General features: G+C 45.3%; 13 protein-coding genes. All 13 read right to left on the reverse strand.

Annotated elements, in window-relative coordinates:
• Positions 1-53: 53 nt before the first annotated feature.
• The 13 genes from prsT to AB1611_03815 all read right to left on the reverse strand — a co-directional run bounded on the left by prsT (position 54) and on the right by AB1611_03815 (position 23,032).
• Positions 54-2,927, reverse strand: coding sequence for an XrtA/PEP-CTERM system TPR-repeat protein PrsT (gene prsT, locus AB1611_03755; GenBank protein ID MEW6378709.1), 2,874 nt, complete (start codon positions 2,925-2,927; stop codon positions 54-56).
• A gap of 307 nt (positions 2,928-3,234) precedes the next feature.
• A complete protein-coding gene (locus AB1611_03760; GenBank protein MEW6378710.1) occupies positions 3,235-3,945 on the reverse strand; it encodes a PEP-CTERM sorting domain-containing protein in 711 nt (236 codons plus the stop codon).
• Positions 3,946-4,432: 487 nt separating this feature from the next.
• Entirely contained in the window at positions 4,433-6,679 is a 2,247-nt protein-coding gene (locus tag AB1611_03765; GenBank protein MEW6378711.1) for an alpha-amylase family protein, read from the reverse strand.
• Between the two features lie 10 nt (positions 6,680-6,689).
• Positions 6,690-7,949 (reverse strand): O-antigen ligase family protein, encoded by a 1,260-nt coding sequence (locus AB1611_03770; GenBank protein MEW6378712.1) that lies wholly within the window; start codon positions 7,947-7,949, stop codon positions 6,690-6,692.
• 48 nt (positions 7,950-7,997) lie between these two features.
• Positions 7,998-9,176 (reverse strand): glycosyltransferase family 4 protein, encoded by a 1,179-nt coding sequence (locus AB1611_03775; GenBank protein ID MEW6378713.1) that lies wholly within the window; start codon positions 9,174-9,176, stop codon positions 7,998-8,000.
• Positions 9,177-9,182: 6 nt separating this feature from the next.
• The gene (locus tag AB1611_03780; protein MEW6378714.1) at positions 9,183-10,328 is read right to left on the reverse strand and encodes a glycosyltransferase; all 1,146 of its coding nucleotides are present in this window, start codon (positions 10,326-10,328) and stop codon (positions 9,183-9,185) included.
• Positions 10,312-12,210, reverse strand: a complete 1,899-nt coding sequence (gene asnB / locus AB1611_03785; protein MEW6378715.1) for an asparagine synthase (glutamine-hydrolyzing) — start codon at positions 12,208-12,210, stop codon at positions 10,312-10,314. Before asnB (AB1611_03785) ends, AB1611_03780 begins: the two co-directional genes overlap by 17 nt.
• A gap of 188 nt (positions 12,211-12,398) precedes the next feature.
• Positions 12,399-16,355 carry a M64 family metallopeptidase gene (locus tag AB1611_03790; protein ID MEW6378716.1) on the reverse strand — a complete coding sequence of 1,319 codons (3,957 nt, stop codon included), beginning with the start codon at positions 16,353-16,355 and terminating at the stop codon, positions 12,399-12,401.
• A gap of 349 nt (positions 16,356-16,704) precedes the next feature.
• Positions 16,705-18,177: a lipopolysaccharide biosynthesis protein gene (locus AB1611_03795; GenBank protein ID MEW6378717.1), complete on the reverse strand. Its 1,473-nt coding sequence runs from the start codon at positions 18,175-18,177 to the stop codon at positions 16,705-16,707.
• Positions 18,165-20,105, reverse strand: a complete 1,941-nt coding sequence (asnB, locus tag AB1611_03800) for an asparagine synthase (glutamine-hydrolyzing) (GenBank protein ID MEW6378718.1) — start codon at positions 20,103-20,105, stop codon at positions 18,165-18,167. The genes AB1611_03795 and asnB (AB1611_03800) overlap by 13 nt, the downstream gene beginning before the upstream one ends.
• A complete protein-coding gene (locus AB1611_03805) occupies positions 20,093-21,355 on the reverse strand; it encodes an ATP-grasp domain-containing protein (protein ID MEW6378719.1) in 1,263 nt (420 codons plus the stop codon). Before AB1611_03805 ends, asnB (AB1611_03800) begins: the two co-directional genes overlap by 13 nt.
• On the reverse strand, positions 21,333-22,544 hold the full coding sequence (locus AB1611_03810) for a GNAT family N-acetyltransferase (protein ID MEW6378720.1): 1,212 nt from the start codon (positions 22,542-22,544) through the stop codon (positions 21,333-21,335). Before AB1611_03810 ends, AB1611_03805 begins: the two co-directional genes overlap by 23 nt.
• A gap of 146 nt (positions 22,545-22,690) precedes the next feature.
• Positions 22,691-23,032, reverse strand: coding sequence for a hypothetical protein (locus tag AB1611_03815; GenBank protein ID MEW6378721.1), 342 nt, complete (start codon positions 23,030-23,032; stop codon positions 22,691-22,693).

Raw genomic sequence — 23,032 nt, forward strand, 5'->3', positions numbered from 1 at the left:
TCATGGCATTCTCAGCATATAGACTGGAATGATGGCTTCAACCCTGCTTATTCTCACCTGGTCATTTCCCTTAACAACTGCTCGGCCTCTTTCTTTTCAGGGAATTCCTTTTGCTTCGACAATACCTGATTCAGTTGAGCCAGAGCCTTTTCCTTTTCCCCATTCCGATATAACGCCAGAGCGAGATGATACCCGATAGCCGGTTGATTTCCCTTATCCAGATCTGCTGCCAGGGTCAGTTTTTCTATTGCCTGGCCCGGCTTGTTCATCTTGATATAAACCATTCCCAGAGTATCGAGTACATAAGGATTCCGGGGAGCCAGACTGTTTGCTTTTTGGGCAAATACCAGTGATTGATCAAGGTTTTTCCCTTTATCGGTGTAGAAGCAGGCCAGATTGTTATAAGCCATGATATTATTGGGATCCGATTGAATGGCCTTTTTATAGGAATCTTCCGCTTTGCCTTCTTCATGTATCTTCAGGTAGGTATCGGCCATGAGAAGATATACGATGCTTTTTTTGACACCTAATTTTTCAACAAGGTACTGGCATTGTTCGATACTTTCCTTTGGCTTGTTGAACCGGGAATAAGCATTTCCTAGATTCAATCTCAAATCTGCGGAATCGGGTAATTTTTCAATGCCTGCCTGTAAGACGCCAAGAGCTGCTTCAGATTGCTTAAGCCGCATATAAGCGGTATAAAGCATGAGATAGTTTTTTTCATTCTGGGGATCTGCTTGTAAAGCCCTGTTCAAGTATTCCACAGCTTTCTGAGTATCGCCGCTGTTTAAAGCATATACCGCTAAATTACCCAGGATGGCAGAGGCATCTTTGGGTGATTTGGATAGGCTGTCCTCCAGCATTGCTTTTGCTTTATCATATTCCTTATTAAGACCATACGTATGAATCAGGCGTGCCTGGGCCGATAAATCCTTTGGATTCATCTGGACTATCTTTTGCGTTTCGGTAATGGCCGGACCATATTCCTTGTTTCCCAGGTAGGCTGCGGCAAGAATGCTCTGCGCCAGATTCGAATCCGGTACTGCTACAAGGACTTTCCTGGCTATTTCTATGACAGCTTTAAAATTACCTTGCTGAGAATATATCTGAGCCAGTTTTACCAAGGCGCCCTCATGCTGAGGCTTTGTGGCAAGCACTTCCTGAAGAGAGGCGATTTGTTTCTCCCGGTTGCCGGTTTTTGCATAGATGTCAGCCAGGCCGATGAGAGCCTCAACATTTTCAGGATCCTGTTTGACAATCTTTTCATACCCGGCTATGGCCTGCTGAGGATGACCTTCCTGGAAATCCAGCTTGGCAAGGTTATACTGTGCGCTCAGGAACCTGGGATTGAGAGAAGCGGCCTTGGTAAAGCTTTCCCTCGCCTTATCCAGTTTGCCCTGCCGCACATAGGCCAAGCCCATGAGGTTATGGAATATCTCCGGACTGGGACCGCCGGATGCAAGAGCAGTGGAGCAGATATTCAGTGCCTGCTCGGGCGAATTCTGATCGAGATAGGCTAAAATCAGAGGAGGGTAAAAGCTTATATTGTGAGGATCGATCTTAATGGCAGACTCATAAACTTTAATAGCATCATCTTTCTCTCCGCTCACCTGATGAAGAGTGGCCAGGCTTCGATAGGTCATCATAAAATTCGGGTCTTCCTGGAGTGCCAATTGCAGCTCTTCCATCCCCTTGTCTAACTGATTCTGGCCGATATATGCAAGACCCACAAGGTTATGGAGATATGGATTTTCCGCAGACAGGCTTAACCCCTTTTGTGCTTCCTCCAGAGCTATATCATACCTCTTCAGATCGAGGTTTGCGGCAGCAAGGAGGGAACGGGCACCAAGATGATCGGGATCAAGCTTGATTACCTCCTGAAGTGAGCTGATGCTTTGGTCCTTTTGGTTGATTTTATAGTATGCCATGCCAAGCAGGTAATGTGCATTGATGCTTGCCGGATATATACTGACTGCTTTCGAAAGGTCAAGGATCGCTTCATTCGTTTTACCTTGGTAAAATTTTGCCTCTCCTCTGATATGATATCCATACGGCTGCTTCGGATACTTCTGGATAATCACACTCCCCTGTTTGATAGCCTCGTCAAGCTGATTCCGATGGATCAAGATATCTCCCAGGACAGTCATGGCTTCCAGAGAAGAGGGATCTATGTTCAGGACCTTTCGGTAGGAAGCTTCCGCTTGCTGATACTCTTTCAGTGAATAGGCATATTTTCCTAATGCCAGATAAGGCTTGATATCGTTCGGCGCAAGATCCCTGGCTTTCTCGAATCTCTCTTTGGCATCGACATAATTTTTCATATCCATGGAGAGGCAGCCCTGATTGATAATAAATTCGATATTGGCAGGATCCAACTCCAGTGCATGCTCAAAGTGTGACTTGGCCAGAGGATATTCCTTCGTTTGCCGGTAAATTGTCGCCAGGAGATTATGGGTTTTAGATTTTTGCAGCCGTGCTTCCTCAGTATTCTGGCCATCTTTTTTCAACAATTCCAAAGCGAGCCTGGCCTCTTTGAGAGCATTATCATTTTCCTGCCTGACCTGGTAAATGGAAGCCAGGAGGAAATGTGCCTGACTGATATCGCTTTTTTTGCTGATTATCCGCTTGAGTTCCTTTTCAGCATTTTCCGGTTTACCTGTCTGGAAATACGTTTCAGCAAGTTTCAGTCGTACCTGGTGATCGTCAGGATCAAGGTTGACAGCGCACTTAAGCTCGATAATGGCTGCATTGTAATCTTTTTTCTTCAGAAAATTTTCACTTCTCTCAACATGCTGCTGCTTTGTTTTCGTGCATCCGCTCAAGGCCGAGACTGGCAGCAGGCACGAGACACAGAGCAGGAAAATGAATGAAAGTGAAAGAGACATACTGCTTTTGGGGTGATTTTTATTCGTTTTCACCTGGATCATGACTGAAATTCCCTCCCTTTTGGATCTTTACAGAGTAAACAGAGTGCTCGAATACAAACACTGTTTATTTCGAAGCCGCCCGATATGGCCTGATATCTTTATTATGAGCCGTCGTCTTGAGTAAGGAACTGGCCGAAGGTGAGCCAAGATTGAACCAGGATGGTGAACAATGGCCAGTTGGTGAGAGCATACTGGTTTATCTTGCCCGGAATGGAAGAGGGAGAAAGGGGTCAGACAAGCGAAAGAAGGAGCGAGAGGGCCTCTCGCTCCTTCTTGAATATTTCTTCTGCCTGAAGCGCATTAAACCTTATACTTCCATTTTTTTCCTTCCGATGATCCCGAGGCCAAGGAGTCCTAATCCGACCAGGAGGATGGTTCCGGGTTCAGGGGTTGGTACAAGCGAGAAATCCAGTGAAGTGAACTGGGCACCAGTATGGGTTATCGTCGCTATCATGGTCAGAGAGAAAGGAGAATTTGCAGGAATACCCGCTGGGTTATCTTCCACACCGAAGCTTCCCGTTTGTGCCGGCAGAGAAGAAATAAGGTGTTGCGTCCCAGCTCCAGTTAAGGGGTCGTAGAGGGCATCGGTATCGTCCCAATAAACGGCTCCTGAAACAGTACCAGGTGTTGTACCACTGTACTCGATATGAAATCCGCTCAGGCCAGCATTCATAGGTCCAAAGCCATTATCGCTTACGCTGACCTGAATAGTTCCGCCGGATGAAGAACTTGTTTCAAATGAGTTGATGTCCATCATCGGTACGTTAGCTGAACCGATACCCGGTTTCGAGCTTCCGGTAGTGACGTTCATTACAAAGGTACCATAGTTGCCTATATAGGTGACATAGCCAGTGGCGGAATTAGAATCATTTAGGTCACCATCGGCAACCGTTAGAGGGGCATTGGTACCATCCCATAAAGTAACCTGTAGAGCCTGGGCAGATGACAAAAAGGCTAAACTTATCACGATCGCCAGAGTAATCACTAAGTATTTGTGTGCGTTCAGAATACCTTTCACTTTTTTTCCTCCTCATGTGGTGGTCAGATTGGCCTGCTGTTTCCAGATGAATTCCTGCCAGTAGCTGAATTATCCGTCTGTAGCCGATCTAGATCGTGTGCTTAAGCACTTCTTATTTTTGCAACAACCATGCCAGGGGAATTGTAGGGTTAAGCTCCCGTTTTGAATTCAGTCAAAACCCTTTTTTCCCGTCCTGGTAGCTTTAGCAAAAACAGCAGCCGATCCATCCAGGTTAAAAGTGAAGGGCTTCTTTAATGACTTAGAGGGGAAGAATGCTGGATAGCACAATAAAATACTTATTCATCAAATAGTTAAGAAGATTTAACTTTGCCGGTCAACTGTTTAGATTTCAGACAATGTTTTTTTGAGAACTCTCGCACTTTTGAGAAAAAAGAACCATATATCAAGCAGTTACAATAAAAATCTTACCTTATCCAATGTCCGGTTTTCAGACACTCGACGGCTTCAACAGCCTGGCTCGCCAAAACTAGAAAACCACTTCATAGAAATTACCCTCCCAGGGCCTGAAGTCATCCGAAAACACCCGGCCGCCTCCCCCAAGGACCTTACGAGACCGCAGGTTGATCAATTTCTGTACTGGTTCCCTGAACTCCAGGCGAATCTTGACTTCCTTGCCGGTTATATCCTGAATGGTTGATTTTTCAGATACTCTCTGAGGACCTTTTTGTTCCGCCGGATTTTTTACCAGGCCAAGATAATGCCTGCTGCCGTTTTTCCAGGAGAGACACTCGATCATGTTTGCAGCATTACCCTGTTCAAAAACTTTCACTCTCGGCTTCAGTCCGGCCATCTTCATGATACCGGACATTATCTCCCTCCAGGTATCGCCATAGCGTGAGAACCGTTTGCCTGTATCCCAATATTCTATCGGTGAGAGGTTAAGATAAACGGCATACCCCTTGTCAGCACGATTCCTGATAAGAACCGATGTATTCTGATCAAGCCAATGAAATAAACTTCGTGTATCTTTGACCTCAATCCCTTGAGCCTGCGGCCCATGACCGATCCCCAGCTCGAAAACCACGATCTCTTTATACCGGGAGGCGCCATCATAGTATGAAAGGCGTTTGAGAAATGGCTGCCGATATTTTTCGGCATTGATCTCGGTGATTCCCTTACCATTCATATATCCTGCTGATTCCCTCCTCCGGATCCCGAACAGGTCATCGAGCACTCCCTGCTTTTGCCCCTTGCCGTGCTCATCAAGCACTCCGCACAGATTATCAGCGACCAGGATACCTCCGGCAGCCACAAATTTTCGAAGGGCATTCACTTCGATCCCGGAAAGGCAAATGGTTTTGGGTAAAATAATTACCTTGAATTTTGAGAGCAGATCAATAACCCCCTCCCGGACATCAAGGTAGCTTATGAAATCATATTGATATCCCATATCTTCCAGGAGCTTGCACCACACCTGGCGAAGTATGCCGCTCGATTGGTTCACGTTATCTATCGAGTCCTTCCGGTTAAACCATGTTCCGCCGTGAACAATGGCATCCATTGCCCATCCTGCCTGAATACTGGGATGGCTGTAGTAGATGCCGATAGGGTCCGCTTCAAAGACGGTTTCAGAGCTCAGCAGCGGTTCGCTTATTTCTCCCTGAATCTCCTGAAAGGTATTCTTATTGGCGAGGATATAGGGTGCGATGTCATACCCCTCACCCCGGAACCATCCCTCCGGCCAGGCGATCACCGCTTGATTACCATGAAGCAGATAGTACCAGAGGAACCATGAATCTAACTTTGGATTTTGCGTGGAAAAAAAGGTCTGCATACGGAGCCGCCGGTCATTATTCCAAAACGACCGCAGGATTTCATTAGTGCCATGAATATTGTATGCTTCCATCCACTGAACCGCCCGGCTCAGCAGGGCGTAATCGTAACCACCCCAGGGCCCCGGAGCCTGCCCTCCGACAAAACCTGCCGGGGTATTGGGATCAAGAGTGTTTGCATGGTGCGTAAGGTCGGCCAGCACCGAGGCAAACTGAAAGTCCATAAAGCTCCTGAAGTCCATCCAGGGTGAAAGATTCCATCGGGAAAGATGCTTGACGGGTAATTTCTTTCGCACCTCTTCAAAACCCTGCGGCAGGACCTCGGAAAAACTCCCGAATGAGGTTCCCCACTGGTTATTTAACCTGTCAACATTTCCATATCGGTTCTGCAACCATTTTCTGAACCAGGCGATTGATTCAGGATGTATGTCCACATCACACGGCGTTACCATACGCCCTAACGAGATCTCATCATCAAAGGCATACGCAAGAACATATCCCTCTTTGGTTGCCATAATATTTTTAGTGATGTGCTGTTTTATCTGCGCAATGGTCTTTGGATCAGCCAAACTGTGAGGCCGGGTGGCTAAACCATGCTTATCGGTAACCGAAGCGATTCTATTTCCCGTGAGATAGAGAAACCCCTTGTCACCTACATGATCCACATAATAGGGAAGCCGGTTTTCGAGCGAAAACTGAGCAAGTTTTTCTTTCCCTGATCCTCTATCGATATGAAATCCGCAAAATCCGGCTTTCCGGTACAGATCAAGATCTTTCATCACCGATGTGCCGTATTGCCAGATTAAGATTCTGAATTGCTTGTATTCCGGCCGTATCGGAATTGCCGGAACCCGCTGGAATGAGCCGGTAGTCTGGTTCATGGCCAGAAGTAGCGGAGCCTGAGAAAAAATTCCCGGTAAGATGATCAGAAACAACAACAAAATTAATTTTCTAGAGCTCACTATCATATATTTCCTGTGATGCTTCAGATAATAAGTTTCGGGCAACGTTTTCCAGGCAGATAGGCAGAGCAAGTAATATCCAGAGTATTTCTTTATAGAGTGTTGTATGAGTCATTCCATAGCCTGTCAAATACACTATAAGTGCTCCTCCCAAAGCCAATGCATAAAAGGTTATCTCATTCTCCGGCAGGTTTATCGCCATAAGGTGAATCCGCCTCAATTGCAGGAAGGTTTCGGCAATGATAATAAGAAATAGAATTATTCCTAAGATGCCTGTTTCGCTGTAGCATATGACGTAGGTATTATGAGCATCCATTCCCGGATTGCGAGGGTCATAAGCCGTTACTATTTTTTGAAAATTCTTGACGCCGATCCCCAAAGGGTGATCTTTGAATATCTGGAGAGATGTCCTCCAGTAATCTGTTCTCGACAGTCTTTCTTCCTGATCATATTCCAATTCCTCTGACATTGTCTTCATCCGGGTCATGAAGTTTCCACTTACGAGCGTTACAAAAAGTACAATACCCACTCCGGCAAAGATACAGATTTTTTTACGGTATTGGGAAGGTGCCCAAAGAAGGATATAGGGAATCACGATGAGAAGGCCTGCAAAAACCCCGCGGGATTGGGTTAAGATGATGGTATCTATAGTAAAAGCAGTCCCAAGCAGGTAAAGTGATTTCTTCCACCATGTTGAGGCATATAATATTCCAAGACCTAAGAAAAGGGTACCTATAGCCGATACGGCAGCAACACCATTTGCCTCGCCGAAATCCACACCTCCAATGAATTCCAGTCTCCCTTTATAATAATAGCCGGCTGAAACTGTATGACCCTCGTAGGACAAAAACAGTGTGCTTATGATAAATATCCAGACTAACAGATTATAATCGTGGAGGGAATGGACAACCCTGATTAACAGGAAAATAAAGACGAACATTTTGGCCATCTTTACGATATATACCCAACTGTCATCCTGTACACCAATGCCAAAAACGAAAGAGCTTAAAAAGATCATTCCAAGAAATAAATAAAGCTCATACTCTCTCCGGGAAAAAGACCAGTCTAATTCACCTAGGTGTATTATTGCACCGATTACTAAAAACGCCATAGCCATAAAGGATGGTCTCGGCAAATACTGGTTAATGGCCTTTCCCCACCACATGCCTGGATCCCAGATTAAATAGACGGCAAGATAGCCTAAAATTCCAAAGATTGGCTGCCATAATGCACCAATGAATAAACCCAAGAATAGAGCAAGTACGAGTAAGAACACTGTCTGGCCTCAGTTGGCTGGTTACCTGCTCAAGACCATATCGAAAATCGACTTGACTTCATCAGCGACTGTAAACCAGGTGCGGTTCTTTACATGGGCATGTATCGATTCTCTGTTCCAGGCAGTTTCCAGAGCTGTTTTTAAGCCTTCAGAGAGGGATTGAGGAGTGCTGTCCACCAATATTCCAACCGCGGCTGAGGTTATTATTTCAGGAGCACCATAAACTCTGGTTGCAACTACCGGTGTTCCACATGCCAGGGATTCCATAATGACGTTGGCCCAGCCTTCTCGTGAACTGGCCAGGCAGAAAACATCAGCCGAACTGTACCAAAACTTCAGTTCGTCATTCGCCACCTCGCCCACGAGGGTCACGTGCCGGTCCAGATGCAGGTCTTTTATCTGTTTTTCCAATGAGGAGCGGTAGTGGCCTTCTCCGATAATATAAAGATGAATTTTCGCATCCCTCTGGATTAACCCTGGCAGGGTTTCCAGGATAATATGGAATCCTTTGCGTGGGATAAGACTGCCAACCGATACAATGACCTTGTGATCCTGGTTGATGAGAAGCTTTCTTCGGGCTTCCTCTTTATCTATAGGATAAAAAATATCTATGTCAACTCCATTGGGTATGACACTGATTTTTTTTTCATCAATGCCAAGATCGGTCATCTCCTGCTTTAAAGCATTACAGACCGAAATGACATGATCTGCCTGATTCAATGTATACCGTATCATGGGTTTAATAGACTTAAAACGGGTAAACTGGTTTATGTCGGAACCTCTCGCTGATAAAACGAGAGGCCTGTTGATGCACTTGCTGCACAGTAAGGCCGCCAGGCCATCGGGAAAAATGTAATGGCCATCTATAAGGTCAAAGGGAAAGACCTTAGAGATTTTTTTAATCAGACCAATGGTAGAAAGGTACATGGCAAAACCATGAAAAGGCATGCTTATTTTCGGGACAAGGGGATAGCGGGGGTGAAAAACTTCGATGTTGTTCATGAGCTCGTACTTTTTAATCTGGGAGTATTGATATTTTTTGCCGAAAACAGGCAGGGGAGGGCAGTAGGGGATCGGAGCGACGACTTTAATTTCGCAGTTCCTGAGCTGGGCAAAGTGGAACATGCGCTTTTTTATGAATATATTGTTGTTCGGCTGGTGATGGTTTGGGAAAAGGGTAGTATAAACAAGGACTTTCATAGGCGCTTATCTTTCATTTGCGAGCACTCTTCGATACAGATTATGATAGGCATTTATCATCTGATCATGCCGGTATTCGGATATGCACTTGTGCCTGTTTTTCATGCCAAGGTATGACCGTTTTTCCCTGTTCGTGATCAATTGCTCAAGTGCTGCCTGATACTGTGGTTCATTCTCCCGGGGAACAATAAAAGCGTGATTTTCCCTATCCACCATGTTCCGGATATCTCCGACATCAGTACTCAATACCGGCAGTCCACTGGCCATTGCTTCCAGAACCGACACAGGCATCTGCTCGGTTTTTGAAGACAGGGCAAATATGTCCATCATTTGATAGTAGCGGGGAGTATCTTTATGATGCCCGAAAAAATGGATTCTTTCTTTGATTCCCAGTTCTTCGGCTAAATTCATCAGCCCGTCCTTTTCCGGCCCATCGCCGACGATTATAAGATGCGGTGGAGGGATGAGTGTCTTGATACCTGCCAGGGACCGGATGAGTAAACCGATATTTTTTTCCTCCCGCAGATGGGCTACTGTGCCAATGATACAGGTTTCATTTCCTATACCCAACTCTTGGCGGGCTTCATCGGTTTTCCGGAGCGAAAAACGGTTACAATCAACACCGTTCGGAATATAAATGATTTTATCCCGGGGTATCTGCCAGATATTTTCAGCAATCCCCCGTAAATTAGCCGATGGTACGATCACTCCTGATACATGGCGAAACAGAAAACGCCGAAAGAGGATTCTTCGTTTCTTCTGCGGTACCTCTGCCTCATCGGGCCGAAAGCCCGCTTCCATATGGATAATCTTATTGAAATTGCATATCTTGGCTGCTAAGATGGCATCGATGGCACCCCAATTGTATGTTAGAACAATGTCTGGAACCATCGAGTAAATTATCTTCGCCAGTTTGGGAATGGTAAAGAAGGAAGGGCTTTCTTTACGCACAGGAGTTATATAATTTACGGTAACTTTATCATCGTGGACAAGATTCTTTGCATCTAATCTTTGGTCCATGGCCATGATGGTATGGTGAAAATATTCAGGAAGGGCATTAATAATCATAGACATTCGTACCTGCACCCCGCCTGGTACAAAGGTGGAAAATATATGGAAGAACTTAATTTTCCTATTAATCAACGAATTCACGCATCCATAATTCAAAGGTTACTATTCCCCATATCAGCCGGTCGCGGTCACCCACACCGCTCATATGTTCTTCGACAATTTTTCGTATAAAAACCGGATTCAATATTCCGCGGCCAATACACTGTTTCCCCAGAACGATATCAAGGATAAAATCTTTTAACTCCTTGCGCATCCAGAGAGCAGTAGGCTGGCTGAATCCCCGTATTTTTTTATGCAGGCGGATTTCTTCCGGGATCAAACCCTGGATCGCCTTCCGGTAGATCAGCTTTTTCTCAGCGCTTTGTGGTGTATAACCTGTCAGTTTATATTTAGCCGGGATTCTGAAGGCCAGTTCTACCAATCTATAATCAATGAAGGGGGTTCTGTTCACCACCCCGTGTGCGGCTGACATCCGTTCATTTTTAAAGAGAAGATCATTAGGCAGATAGGTCTTGCATGCCCCGTACTGATACAGGTTTATCCCGTCCTTGAATTGTGCGCGCCGCAGGTAAAATTTGCCGGGCTCAAGCTCATCCCAATTTCCCACAAGCCGCTGATATTCTCCGGTGAGGAGCTGGCGTCTGGTTTCACGGTCGAATGCAGGCAGCCAGGTCAACATCCGGTCGATGGGCGACATGCAAACCCTTTGACACAAGCGCCTGAAAGCGGCTACTTTCCCTGTCCTGTTGATCTGCAGCGAACCTGCCCAAGGACCAAATATTACGGTGCGGAACAATTTGGGGATTCTCTCGAACAGTTCGACAAGATTTTCTCCCACAACACCGCCGCCGCCACAAAAAATTTCGTCAGCAGCTTCACCATCAAAAACAGTTTCCAAACCAGCAGATTTAACCTGTTCCATACAAAGGTATGTGCCCATGGCCGAAGCGTTATTGATAGGATAGTCGCTGTTCCTTATTACTTTCTGAAGAAGATCAGCAGCCATTTCAGCCCGTAAGGTTGCCTTGTTCTTCAGAAGGTTGTATCGGCTCAGCATAATTTCCTGCAAAGAAGAATCGTCAAACGATTCTTCTTCAAATCCGATGGAAAATGTCTGGAGTTTTTTATCTGGTGCGGCCTGAGCAAGGACGGAGGAAATGAGACTGGAATCGACACCTCCGCTGAGTATCGCTCCAAACGGCTTTTCTCCTATCATCCTTATCTTGATGGCATTGAGCGCAAGCTCTCGTATTTGATCCTGAAAATCTCCCTCACTGGTAGAATAATCCTCGACAATAGTATTGAGGCTCCAGTACTCATGTTCTCTGCACGAGCCGTTTTCCCAGATAACGGCATAGCCGGGACGTACACTCTTGATTTCCTCGAACATGGTATAGGGATGAGGAACACAGGTGCCGGCGAAATATAGATCCACTGCCTGGAGAGATAGCTTGCGTCCTATAATACCAGTACCCAGGAGAGCTCGAATCGTGGTCGCGAATATAAATTTCGAGTCTTTTTCACTGTAGAAGACAGAGCGGGAACCAAGGTGGTCACGGATCAGGAGAAGACGTCTGCGGTGTGCATCATACAGGGCTATGGTAAAAATTCCATTCAGCTCAGCAGCAAAACTGTCACCGCGCTCTTCATAAAGATGGGGAATGATTTCCGTATCCGATTCTCTTGACAGCTTATGGTCTCTGCCCAGGAGCCAGGACCCTATTTCCTGGTGGTTGTAGATCTCTCCGTCACAGACAGCAATCACTTCACCTGTTTCGTTGGTAACAGGCTGAGTACTATCACCAACGGTCCTCTGAATACTGGCTCCCAGACCGATGGTATCTTCCCCATATATGCCTGTACCGTCCGGCCCTCGAAAAGACATGGCCGCAAGCATACTTGCAAGTATCTGGCGAATGCTATCTTTCGATTGGTCAGCGATTATTCCACAAATAGCGCTCATAGTTGATCTCACTTTGTAAAAAGGGTGTTGGGGGTAGAGGGTAGCGCGGGCAAAAGGCCCCGTTGATTACCGAGATGGGAGAATTCAGAAATCACAGGAGCCACGAGAGGGTGGTTCCCTCTGAGCACTGGCTCCCGGATTTTTGAATTCTTTTGATAGCAGATTCCTCTGTAATAGGATTGAATTAATTATTGAGCAAAGTATTTCATAGCAAAATAATACGTCTTATCTGGATCATAGGTAATGAATGACGGATTATTTGGTTCCAGATTTCGTGAAGTATTATAGGAGCTTATCACTCCGGGGATATCTATGGTACAGCTCTGTTTGCTGCCTGGCTGATCAGGCTGAGGTTCGTTATCAATGTTGGCTGCGGCAAAAAAGGCTGTAAAGCTGGCAGGATCATATTGAAATTCCCGGGTTGCCTGGTTGAAACCCAGCCAGTCGACAATAGGTTTGTCTGAAAACTTTATCTGATAGGAAACCGCTCCATCAGGTACTGTCCAGGTCAAGGCGTAATTATTATTGCCATTGTTGACTACTTCAAGGTTATCGAGGTAATGCCAGGTATTCAAACCATACAGGTCTGCATACATCAGGTCCTGGGCAGGGTATGGGGTTGCAGCATTCAGCCCGCCTCCAAAAGCAAGGAGCTTTTTACCTCGCTCCAGGTATTTCACATCTCCCGTCTTGAGATATGCAAACCACATTGCTCTCGATGAGTCGAATTTACCCATTTCACCATCTACCCACTGGTTAGCACTGTGGATAAGATAGCGATTGAGATAGCCAAAATCAGTTCCCCCCGGCTCATCGAAGTAAAGCTCATGGTATATACACTGACTTACACCAAGGAGATAATCCTCCAGTTCCTCACTTCTCGGATAAGTCGTGTCACAGGTTTTCAGAACTCTTAATCCCTGCCAGACAGCATCCGGATGTATTGAGATAAAGAAAAACCTGAGATGCGGATTTTCCTCATTCGGCCACTCCCACACATAACCTCGCTCCGGGTTTCTTCCGGGCTTCGAATTTTCATCTCTTGAATCAAGAAGCATATCAGTCATTGATTCGAGTATAGACTTGAGCCGTTCATCCTGTGAAAATTCAAAACCCAGTGCTATAGTACTGTAATACCGGGAGTTGGAACGTGTATCTCCATCCTTTAACCTGATCGGGCCTTTTTTAATGAATTCTTCGAGGTAATCATGTATAGCCTCTTTTATTTCCTCGTTTCCGGTCAGGTAATAATATAACGGCATTGCCCACCAGTGGTTATGGCTATAATAATCGAAGTGGTTCTGCCCTCCACCTGCATTATAGGCGTCTGTTTCGACGATTGCATACCGATAATCAGATTTGATAATTGATTTTGAATAATCGAAATCATCTGTCCTTCGAATGGCGGAATCCGTGTTGAATAGCGTTTTCTGCAAGCCCCCCATATATCTTCCGCCAGCACCATTCTTTAAAAATGTAAATAAGCTGCAAGCAGGCACATCAGTTCCCTGTACACCGCTATACCAAAACGTTCTCCATACTAAGACCCCATTATTGCAATGAGACCACTCATCCTTGGGAATACCATATCTGGGCTGGCCAAAATTCCTCAGAAACCAGTCATCCATTGCTGTAGCGCTGACGAGCCCCTCCTGACCAAAAAGAGCCTTTGTTTTTCCATAGTAGTTGATGGATGCTCTTCCTACGAGCGGCTGTTCTATGCGGTAAAGAGCTGTCAGGTTATCGATTGGATCGGTATGGAAGTCAAACAGAATTTCCCGTGTCTCATGCGTTCCCCATCCCATAACGATGTCCTTTTTCGAGTTGTATCTGGAGAATACTCCGACTTCTACATTGCCCTGAGAGGTAAATGTAATACTCGACGGCCAATAACTCGACATGTATTTCATGGCTATCGATAATCCGATGTTACTCTGATCCTTGATTTCAGCAAAACCTCTCGTCCAATGGCTTGAATCACCCAGAGGGTTAAGAGTAGCTGAACCGTTTTTCAGTTCCAGCCCTCTTTGAATATAGTTAGTTCCCACATCACCAGCAGCCCTTTCCATTGGAGGATGAGGCCAACTGGTCGTGGCATCAAGTTTGTCGTTCTCAACCGTACTTCTCCGATGGGCTTCACTGAAGGCCTGAAACAGAGAGGCAGTATTATCAATGGTTCCAGAAACGATGCTGTCTCTGGTGGCAAACTCAAATTTTGGCCTGTCCCCAAGGTTCAGGGGAATAGATAACTGCATTTGAGAAAAGATCCTTGGCATCTGAGAATACTTGCCCGATTCATTGATATGTTTCTCTTCTTTCCCATGCCTCATGATTACATAAGTCTTCACGTAAGATTTATTCTTATAGAAATGGAACCGTATAGTATAATCCATTAACCGGTTACCCAAAGTGTCCTTAAATGAACCCATCGCCTTGACAACCGCTCTTACCGGCCCATTTTCTTCAATCACGGCTCCTGAATCAGCGTCATTTTTTGAATCATAGGTTTCATTCATCTTTAATGTATGAGTTGTGCCATCCAATAAGGTGTAAGTCCTGTTTTCATAACCTACCATAGACAAGCCTCCTGAATTATTGGGAAGGACAAGTCTTTTACCATTAACCACAACCTCGTCAAACAGGTTAAAATTTCGTTTCTTTAACCTGAATTGGGCCGGGCCGGTATCTATGATAATATAATCACCATTATCAGCGGCCAGGGCAGAGCCACCGGAATTGCCCGTTCCTTCAACCAGGTTGATAACTGCCAAATAGTCTTTTGGAACACTTATCTGGGTATCTACGAGCACCCATTTGAGGTTGCCATTTGGCCAATAGGCCAGAGGTCTGAACTGCTGGATGTTTGCACCACGCAACCCAAGTTGAGCAATGTCAGTAATTCCTGAATCCTCTGCCAGAGGAATTCCTACGGTCAGGGGTTCATTAATTCTGTCCATTCCCGGCATAGTACGTATTTTACCTGTCCGGGCACAGTAATCGCTGTCTTGAGTCAAGGCTTCATGAACAGTAATTGGAACATGCAAACCAGCAACCGGAGGATCACCGGGATCCTCATGACCCCCTGGATCACCCGGATTGCCGGGATCATCAGGGTTATTGGCGATGGTAAATGCCGTGGTCAGTCTGGTATAATTCCAGTTCTTATCATAGGAATAGGTATCCAGGTAGTACCGGCCATTTTCATATCGGGTTGTATCAATAAATAAGCTGTAAGAGGGGGTCCTGGCTATCTTTATCGACTTTGAAGTTTCTCCTTCTTTTGACCAGTAAAATTCTACCCTTTCAATGCCTGATTCATCGTGAGTTATTGCTTCTATGTTCAAATTTCCACTTTTTGTATCACCACTTTCTACACCAAAGATGTCCAGGCTGGGAGGGTCTGATTCGATGGTCCCAAGAATTTTGCCGGCACCGAGATCCATGGCTTTATATCCAACCGCATCGAAATAGGTACTGTGAGCCGAATCCCTCATGATTGAATTTTCGGATGGACGAAAAAGACCCGCTTCACAATAACGGGCCCCTTCATAGGGAGGAGTGTCGATCAAATCAGACCATTTTTCATTGCTAGGTTGATCATGGATATTCAGGGTACGCTTACTCAGACCATCGCATTTCCAGGCAGTAGCCGGAGTATGGTATTCATCGTCCAGTTTTCCAATGACATGGCCAAGTTCGTGAGCAAGAACAACATAACTACTAGAGTATTTATAGAGATGCACCGATGATTGGCCATAGCTTTCCTGACCATCGTAATTGTGCAAAACGATCAGGATATCACAGGGAGTCTGAGCGGCAAGAGAATTAATTTTTGCCTGATCAAGGTCCTGGCCCGATACCGGGGAATTGGCATCTATCATCCAGACATTAAACTTGGCATAGTTATTGACAAACCAATTAACGGTGAGTATTCTGCTAAGGTTTTCAGCTACCTTGGCTTCATATGTTTGCATCTCGTTTGACGTGAACCCCGATCCTATGAACGTCAAGTCAATGTGGGTCGAAGGGTCACCATTGTCAACTATTTTTGTGACTCCCTGGTTATCATACAGGCAGGCAGAAATGGACAACGCTGCAATCAGAAGACAAATCAAGAGAAGATAAGATTTTAGCTTGCTGGACATAATGTTTTCCTCACCCGGGGCTTCCTGAACCCTGTTCTCCCCCAACCCAGTGTTAATAAAATACTCCAAGTTGATAAAAACTCTCCTCTGCTGTTTATGAGAGATCTTTATACCCACATCGCAGAACTCAGGACAGAAATTGTTATTACATAGTTTACTTATTTTTTCAGTAGATTTCCAGTGGCAAGATATTTTTATCGTTTTCAGTTAACCTTATAGATATTCATTTCGTTATTTACAATACCTATAAATATAGTATAGACAGGCTCAGAAATCAAGTTAAAAATAATTATATTTATTTATATATGATCATTATTTACTTAACTGATCCTGTATCAGTAAGTATCTTCTAGTCAGAACAATCTGCCAGTGGTGTTTTGGCCCTCACCTTGCCGATGATGTTTTTCACATCATCGAGGATGTCTCTTGAAAAAATAGATATATACAATACGTAGAAAGCTGCACCGATCAGGATGTAGGTGGACATGCTGAGAATGGATACAGTATCTTTGAAGAGGGCAGTTTTTATCAGGGTGATGAAGATAAACATCAGGAGTGACCCGATCAGGGGCATGCTGACTACCTTAAAAAACCTGCTGAATGAGACGTCAACCTCTTTCAACACATGGTAGAGAAGGTAGCTGAATTCCAGCGGGTAGATAATCAGCCAGGAGAGGGCAACAGCGAGCAGGCCATACTGAATGGTAGCAAGGAAAGCCAGAGGCAACAGGGTGGCGCACAGCAGTGAATAGGTGAATAACTGCCTGGTTTTTCCAACGGATTTAAGAACAGTAAGTAACACACCGGTGTATGAGTAGGCGATCCCTAAAAGGCAGAATACTCTGAAAACAGGGAGACTGGGAAGCCATTTTGGCGTCATGACAATGACAAAAATTTCTTCGGAAATGGCAGACATACCCAGCAGGATAGGAAGGGAAAAGATTGAAATAAAATAGGTGAGCTTTAAGAAGTAATGCTGTAGATCTTCTCTGCTATCCTGAACTTTTGTGAATACCGGGTAGGTGACCTTATTAACTATTACAATGACCTTATCGATAGCTATTCTGGAGAAATCCATGGCCACTCCATAGTAACCCAGTGATTTCTCGCCAAGGAATTTGCCAATGATAATCGAATCGCTTTTTTGACAGACGTAATTCAGCAGGTGGTGGCCGGTTATGGGGATTCCGAATCTTAGGAGGTTATAGATCCTCGAAAAACTGAAATAAAGCTGCGGCTTCCAGCGGGAATAGTAGAGGATGATAATGCAGGAAGCAAAGTTTTGCAGCAGCGTGCACATAACGAGGCTCCAGACACCATATCCCATGAATGCCATCACCAGACTGACTGCATTGCTGAAAACAACCGATATAAACTCCGCAAGCGATATTTTTTTGAATTCAAGATTTCTTGCCAGCAGGCTATTCGGTATTCCCTTTACGGCCATGAGGAAGGTTACAATACTTAAGGCCCGAATTATATGGATAAGCTCCTGATTGCCGAAAAACAGGGCGATGATTTTGGCAAGGAACCAGGTGGCGAAACACAGGCACAATCCGAAGGTCAATGAAAACCAGAATGCGCAGTTGATATCCTCGATGGTCAGATTTTTTTTCTGGATCACGGTTTCGCCCATGCACAGATCGTATACGATAACGATGACCGCTTCGTATACCAGGGCCATGTTCATCAATCCAAAATCGTTCGGGGAGAGCAACCGAAGCCAGGCCAGGGTCACGAGCCATGAAAACAGTTGTCCAAAAAATTTGGCGGCTCCAATCCAGAATACACTTTTAACGGCCTTTTCGGCTAAATCCCGCATGTCAGAATTTCGAGCTCCCCGGAAAAATTTACGCTTGGTTGAGTGTCTATAAATATCCTGTGCCAAAGCTCCAGAGTGATGAGCGATATAATCGCTGCCTCCGAACCCGATGCGTAATCGGTACGGCCTGACACAAAGTCTTCAACCATTTTGGTTATAAATTTCCTGCTGAAATAGCCACGGTTTAAGGTTCGGGAATCCAGGAGTATATCCCTCACATAATGAGGTATCTTCCTGATAAGCCATTCCTGAATTGGCATGGCAAATCCCTGTTTCTTCTTTTTCAGAGTATATTCCGGAAGCAGGGGCCGCAAAGCTTCCTTCATGAGGTATTTTCCAGCGCTGCCCCTGATCTTTAAATCCGTTGGGATGGTAAGGATAAACTCTACCAGTTCGAGATCATGAAAGGGACTTATGGCATTGAGGCCATGAGCCATGGTCATCCGTTCCACCTTGACCATGAGATCATCCGGAGCATAGGAAATCATGTCGAAGTAAAGAATTTTATTCAAAAGGTCCTGATCCGAAACATGCTCATAGATAGAGCGGGCTATGGAAAGGGGATTGTTTTGGGCATTGATCTTCAGCATGTCAGCGCTGTAGAGACATTGTTTGAGCAGCTCCGGGATCGGCATATCCAGGATTACCCGCTGTTCCTCGATCGGATGGGTCTGCCGGTAAACCATTCTCTTGGTCCTGTCCAGCAATGAGTTGCTGCCCGCGGACAAGGTCATGCCTGTCAGCATCCGGTTTACGCTTTTGCATTTGAGAAGCCGGAACGGCAGGCAGTCATGCTGTAAGCTGCGGAGGGCTTTAAAATGGTGACCCGATCCGCCAAGAAGCTGGTCCGGAAAGTCGCCGGTTAAAACATCGCTTCCCTGTTCCCTGGCAAGTTGAGCGGCAAAATAGGATGGGATAGCCGAGGTATCGGCAAAAGGTGCATCGTGGTGATAGACTAACTTTTCCAGCAGTGAATGAAAGTTATCATCAAAATCAACCAGAATTGTATAGTGGTCAAGGCCGAAATAGTCAGCGACCACTTTGGCGTCATTTATTTCATTATACCGTTCTTCCTTGAATCCTGCGGTAAATACCTTGAACGGCTGCCTCCCTTTGAGCTCATACATGACAGCGGCAACTGCACTCGTATCGAGTCCGCCACTCAGGAAAGCTCCGGCATCCGGGTATTTCCTCAAGCGTCTTGATACTGCATTTTTGAAGGTCTCAAGGAATTTTTCCCGATAATGGTTTTCCGGTGTATCCTGGCCATTCAACCGGTATTTGATTTCCCAGTATGATTTTTCACTGATATTTCCATCTTTGCAGACGAGTATATGCCCCGGTTTCACCTGGTAGATTGATTCAAATAACGTGTCCGGGTTTGGAACATATCCATAGGAGAGAAAATTATTCAGACTCCGTAAACTGACTGATTTTTCAAAGTCCTCACAGGTAAGAATTGCCTTGATTTCTGAAGCGAATATCATGGCATTTTTCAATCTGGAATAAAAAAGAGGCTTATAACCCAACCGATCCCTGATGAGTAATAATTGAGGTATACTCTCATCCCAGACGGCAATGGCGTATGAGCCGTCGATTTTCTCTCCAAAATTAACTCCGTATTTGCTGTAGAGCTGGAGGATAAGATCAGCGTTCGAAAGAGAACCAGGATCGAAGCTCTGGTCGCGTACGCTGAAGATATCACCATCTATCACCGCCAACAGCCTCTTCGAATTGTCATAAACATACTCTTTGAGATATCCATGCGGTTGGTGAGACCTGACGCCAAAAGCCCCCCAGCCTTTCAAAGACTGCACCTTGCAGTCTGCTCCCCGGTGTTGCATCGCAGCAACCATCCGGGAAAGTAACTCCTCCCCTGTACCTGGTGCCTCAGCGGACCAATAGGTAATGCCGGCTATTCCACCCATGAGGATATCCTTTGTGTTACTTGTTTTGACATATCAGTGATCATCAGGGCAAGGGAAATAAGGAATGGCAGGGGATCCTTTCTATCCCAGACCGCGTAATTGATGTTCCCGCCCAATTTATGAAGTATATCCCCCGGTTTTTTTCTCCGGGTGAACAATTCGCTGGTGAAATGCTTGATAAAGCCATCTTCGGCAATCCAGGTAGCTGGCTGATATTTTGAGGAGGAGGATGGAGGCCTGCCTTTGCCAGTGAGGTCAGAGTAGGCGACCAGAGGGAGGTTGATGCCAAAGCTTCCACTCAGCCGGTGCTGGTCCCAGAACCGGGGATTTATTTCAATCAGGTAATAGATTCCGGTGGCAGGGTCCCTTTTGTACTCAATTTCCGATGTGCCGGTAAATCCGATAAATTTTAACAGGCGTTTGCTGCATTCAGTGATTTCATTATTAACAGCGCTTTGAACAACAATCCCGGTACCGAACCTCTCCGGTCTCTGGATTCTCTTTCGGGTATTGAAAGAAACCAGAACATGAGAATGCCGGTCACAATAGGAACAAAAGGTATAAATATCGTCATCCGCACCCTCGATATATTCCTGCAGCAATACCGTAGGATTGATGTGCTTGAATCTATTGTATTCCCGCCAAAGAGTTTTCTCGGATGGGCAATAAATCGCTTTCCTTTTTACAATCTTCCAAATTCTGTCTTTTCTCCAGTCAGCCGCACGAAGAGGTTTTATGATAACCGGGTAGTCAATTTGAGAGCTTATTGAACCTAATTCATCCTCTCTGCCAATTACATATGTTTTCGGTGTAGTGACATTGCACCTTTTGGCAGCTTCAAACAATTTCCACTTATCCATGACCGTATTCAGGGTGTTCTTTTCCGGCAGGGCAATGATAAAATAGGGTTCGAGTTTTTCCCGGTACCTGTTGAGGAAAAGAATATCATGGTCTCTGGTGGGGAAGATGACCGGCTTTTGGGTTTCTCTTTGAGCAAGGGCTATCAGAAACTGAGAGAGCCTCTCCGGTTCGGCCTGAGAATCCGGAGAATGGAAAAAATTAACATATCTGCTATAATTACCGCATGCCCATCTTTTCGATCCTATTCCGAAAACCTTTATCCCTGTTTCGGCAAAAGATCTGGCGATGCCAAGTCCCGTATATGCTAAGTTGAGTATGAATACCGATGGAAATCCACGTGAATCGAGGTCAACTTCCGTATCAAAATCAATTTTTAATTTTGGATTCAATCTCGTGCTTTCCTCTTCTTATGAGGTTGTAACAACCGGTTAACAATCTGTACATATTCTCTTGCGTGGAGCGTCTGGATATCCGTATTTCCAGTAAATCCCGTGAATAGTTCTCCCACATTTCCTTATAACCGGCACCCTGGCCTCCTATCTTGAGAAAATCATACTCCTTATAGCCTTCATGAATCGCCTCCTCTATGCAGTAGCTGTGCAGCAGCAATCCAAGCCGTACATGGGTATTTTCGTGAGGAATAAGCCCAGCCTGGAAAAAATGAATTTTGTTGTCAAAGGCAAAATTATAATTAGCGGCCACGGGTCTGTTCTCTAAATGTAAAAAGCACAGCTTTAACCAGCCGTTATTGAATGCCAGAGGTATCAGTTTCTTATGGAATGCCTTCCATTTCCGGCTGAAAAAAGCTCCGGGCTGTCCCTTGCCCTGCCATCTGTGCTGATGCAAGGCTTCCAGATCATCGAATGCTTTCGAAAGCTCATGTTCATGCTGAACCACATGATAGGTTCCTGACAGTTTATTGAATTCTTTTCTCCCTCTGGTGATCTTGTAGCGGAGACTTCCCTGAATGGATTGAAGATATTCATCCCAGGTATCAGGGAGTTTAATCAAGATGCTCGGAGTGCGTTTGGTGATTTGAAAATTTAACCCATTCTTTCGGGCAGCCTCATGGAGCAGGGTTGAAGCAGGAGACTCGGCGGAAACGTTTTCTAAAATTATTTCATCCCAGGCAGGGAGACCGGAAAGGCATTTCACCAGGCCATCGATAAAGTCTTTTTCTCTGCCTTCCCGAATGATCAAATCAAGATAATCGGAAACAACGTTTCTCTCACTGGTTCTGCCGGAACCGAGGAAACCTGCGGTTTTGTACGGTAATAACTTGAAATACCGGATATTTTCACGGTGTATCGAAAGAGGAGCTATCCCGATGATTTCCTCACCTTCAGATCCGAGAATAATAAACAGATATCTTTCATCACCATAGATTTCCCACCAGGTATACAGCCATTCCCAGGTCTGGGTTATGGCCCTGTTTGAGCTTCTCTGAACAAGTCTGTTCCAGACAGTGTGAAGGCTTTCAAATTCCTCGGAATTATCAATAATCCTGAAACTTAATCCGCGAGGCGAGGATAGTTCCGTATCCAGTATTCTGGATTTTATCAGAGCTGAGTTACTCAATGTTTTCCAATGAGAATTTTTCCATTTCTTACGAGGACAAAACCTGCTTTCGGCATCTCATCAAGCCCGCCTAAGATACACAGTGCATTTGTATATCCCTGCTCACGTAATAAGATCGCTGCACGAGCGCTCTGTGCCTCACCCGCTCACCTGCAGAAGAGTAAAATTGTCTGGTCTTTTGGATATGGGAGGTTAATTTTCTCCAGCGTCGATAAAGGAATGTTAACAGATCCAAGAATACGTCTGCTCTTGTAGTAATTTGCTCCATCAACTGAAATCAGGATGGCTTTGCCGGATTTATAGATTTCAAATGCCTCTTGAATGCCAATTCTTTTTGCACTTTGAGTTTCTTCTCGATACTCGTTAACTATATCTTCATGTGAGGCATTCTCGGATGTCGCCCAAACCGGGTATGGAGGGCACAAGAGCAGGATACCAAGGGCAAGGACCGGAATAATTTTCAGCATAGTTACCTCTATAATTTCCAC

Source organism: bacterium (assembly GCA_040755755.1).
Taxonomy (GTDB): Bacteria; SZUA-182; SZUA-182; order DTGQ01; family DTGQ01; genus DTGQ01.

Bases quoted from the DNA above. Each gene is read 5' to 3' on its own strand.
- AB1611_03795 (MEW6378717.1), bottom strand. From the start codon at position 18,177: ATGCGGGATTTAGCCGAAAAGGCCGTTAAAAGTGTATTCTGGATTGGA.
- AB1611_03790 (MEW6378716.1), bottom strand. From the start codon at position 16,355: ATGTCCAGCAAGCTAAAATCTTATCTTCTCTTGATTTGTCTTCTGATT.
- asnB (MEW6378715.1), bottom strand. From the start codon at position 12,210: ATGAGCGCTATTTGTGGAATAATCGCTGACCAATCGAAAGATAGCATT.
- AB1611_03775 (MEW6378713.1), bottom strand. From the start codon at position 9,176: ATGAAAGTCCTTGTTTATACTACCCTTTTCCCAAACCATCACCAGCCG.
- asnB (MEW6378718.1), bottom strand. From the start codon at position 20,105: ATGGGTGGAATAGCCGGCATTACCTATTGGTCCGCTGAGGCACCAGGT.
- prsT (MEW6378709.1), bottom strand. From the start codon at position 2,927: ATGATCCAGGTGAAAACGAATAAAAATCACCCCAAAAGCAGTATGTCT.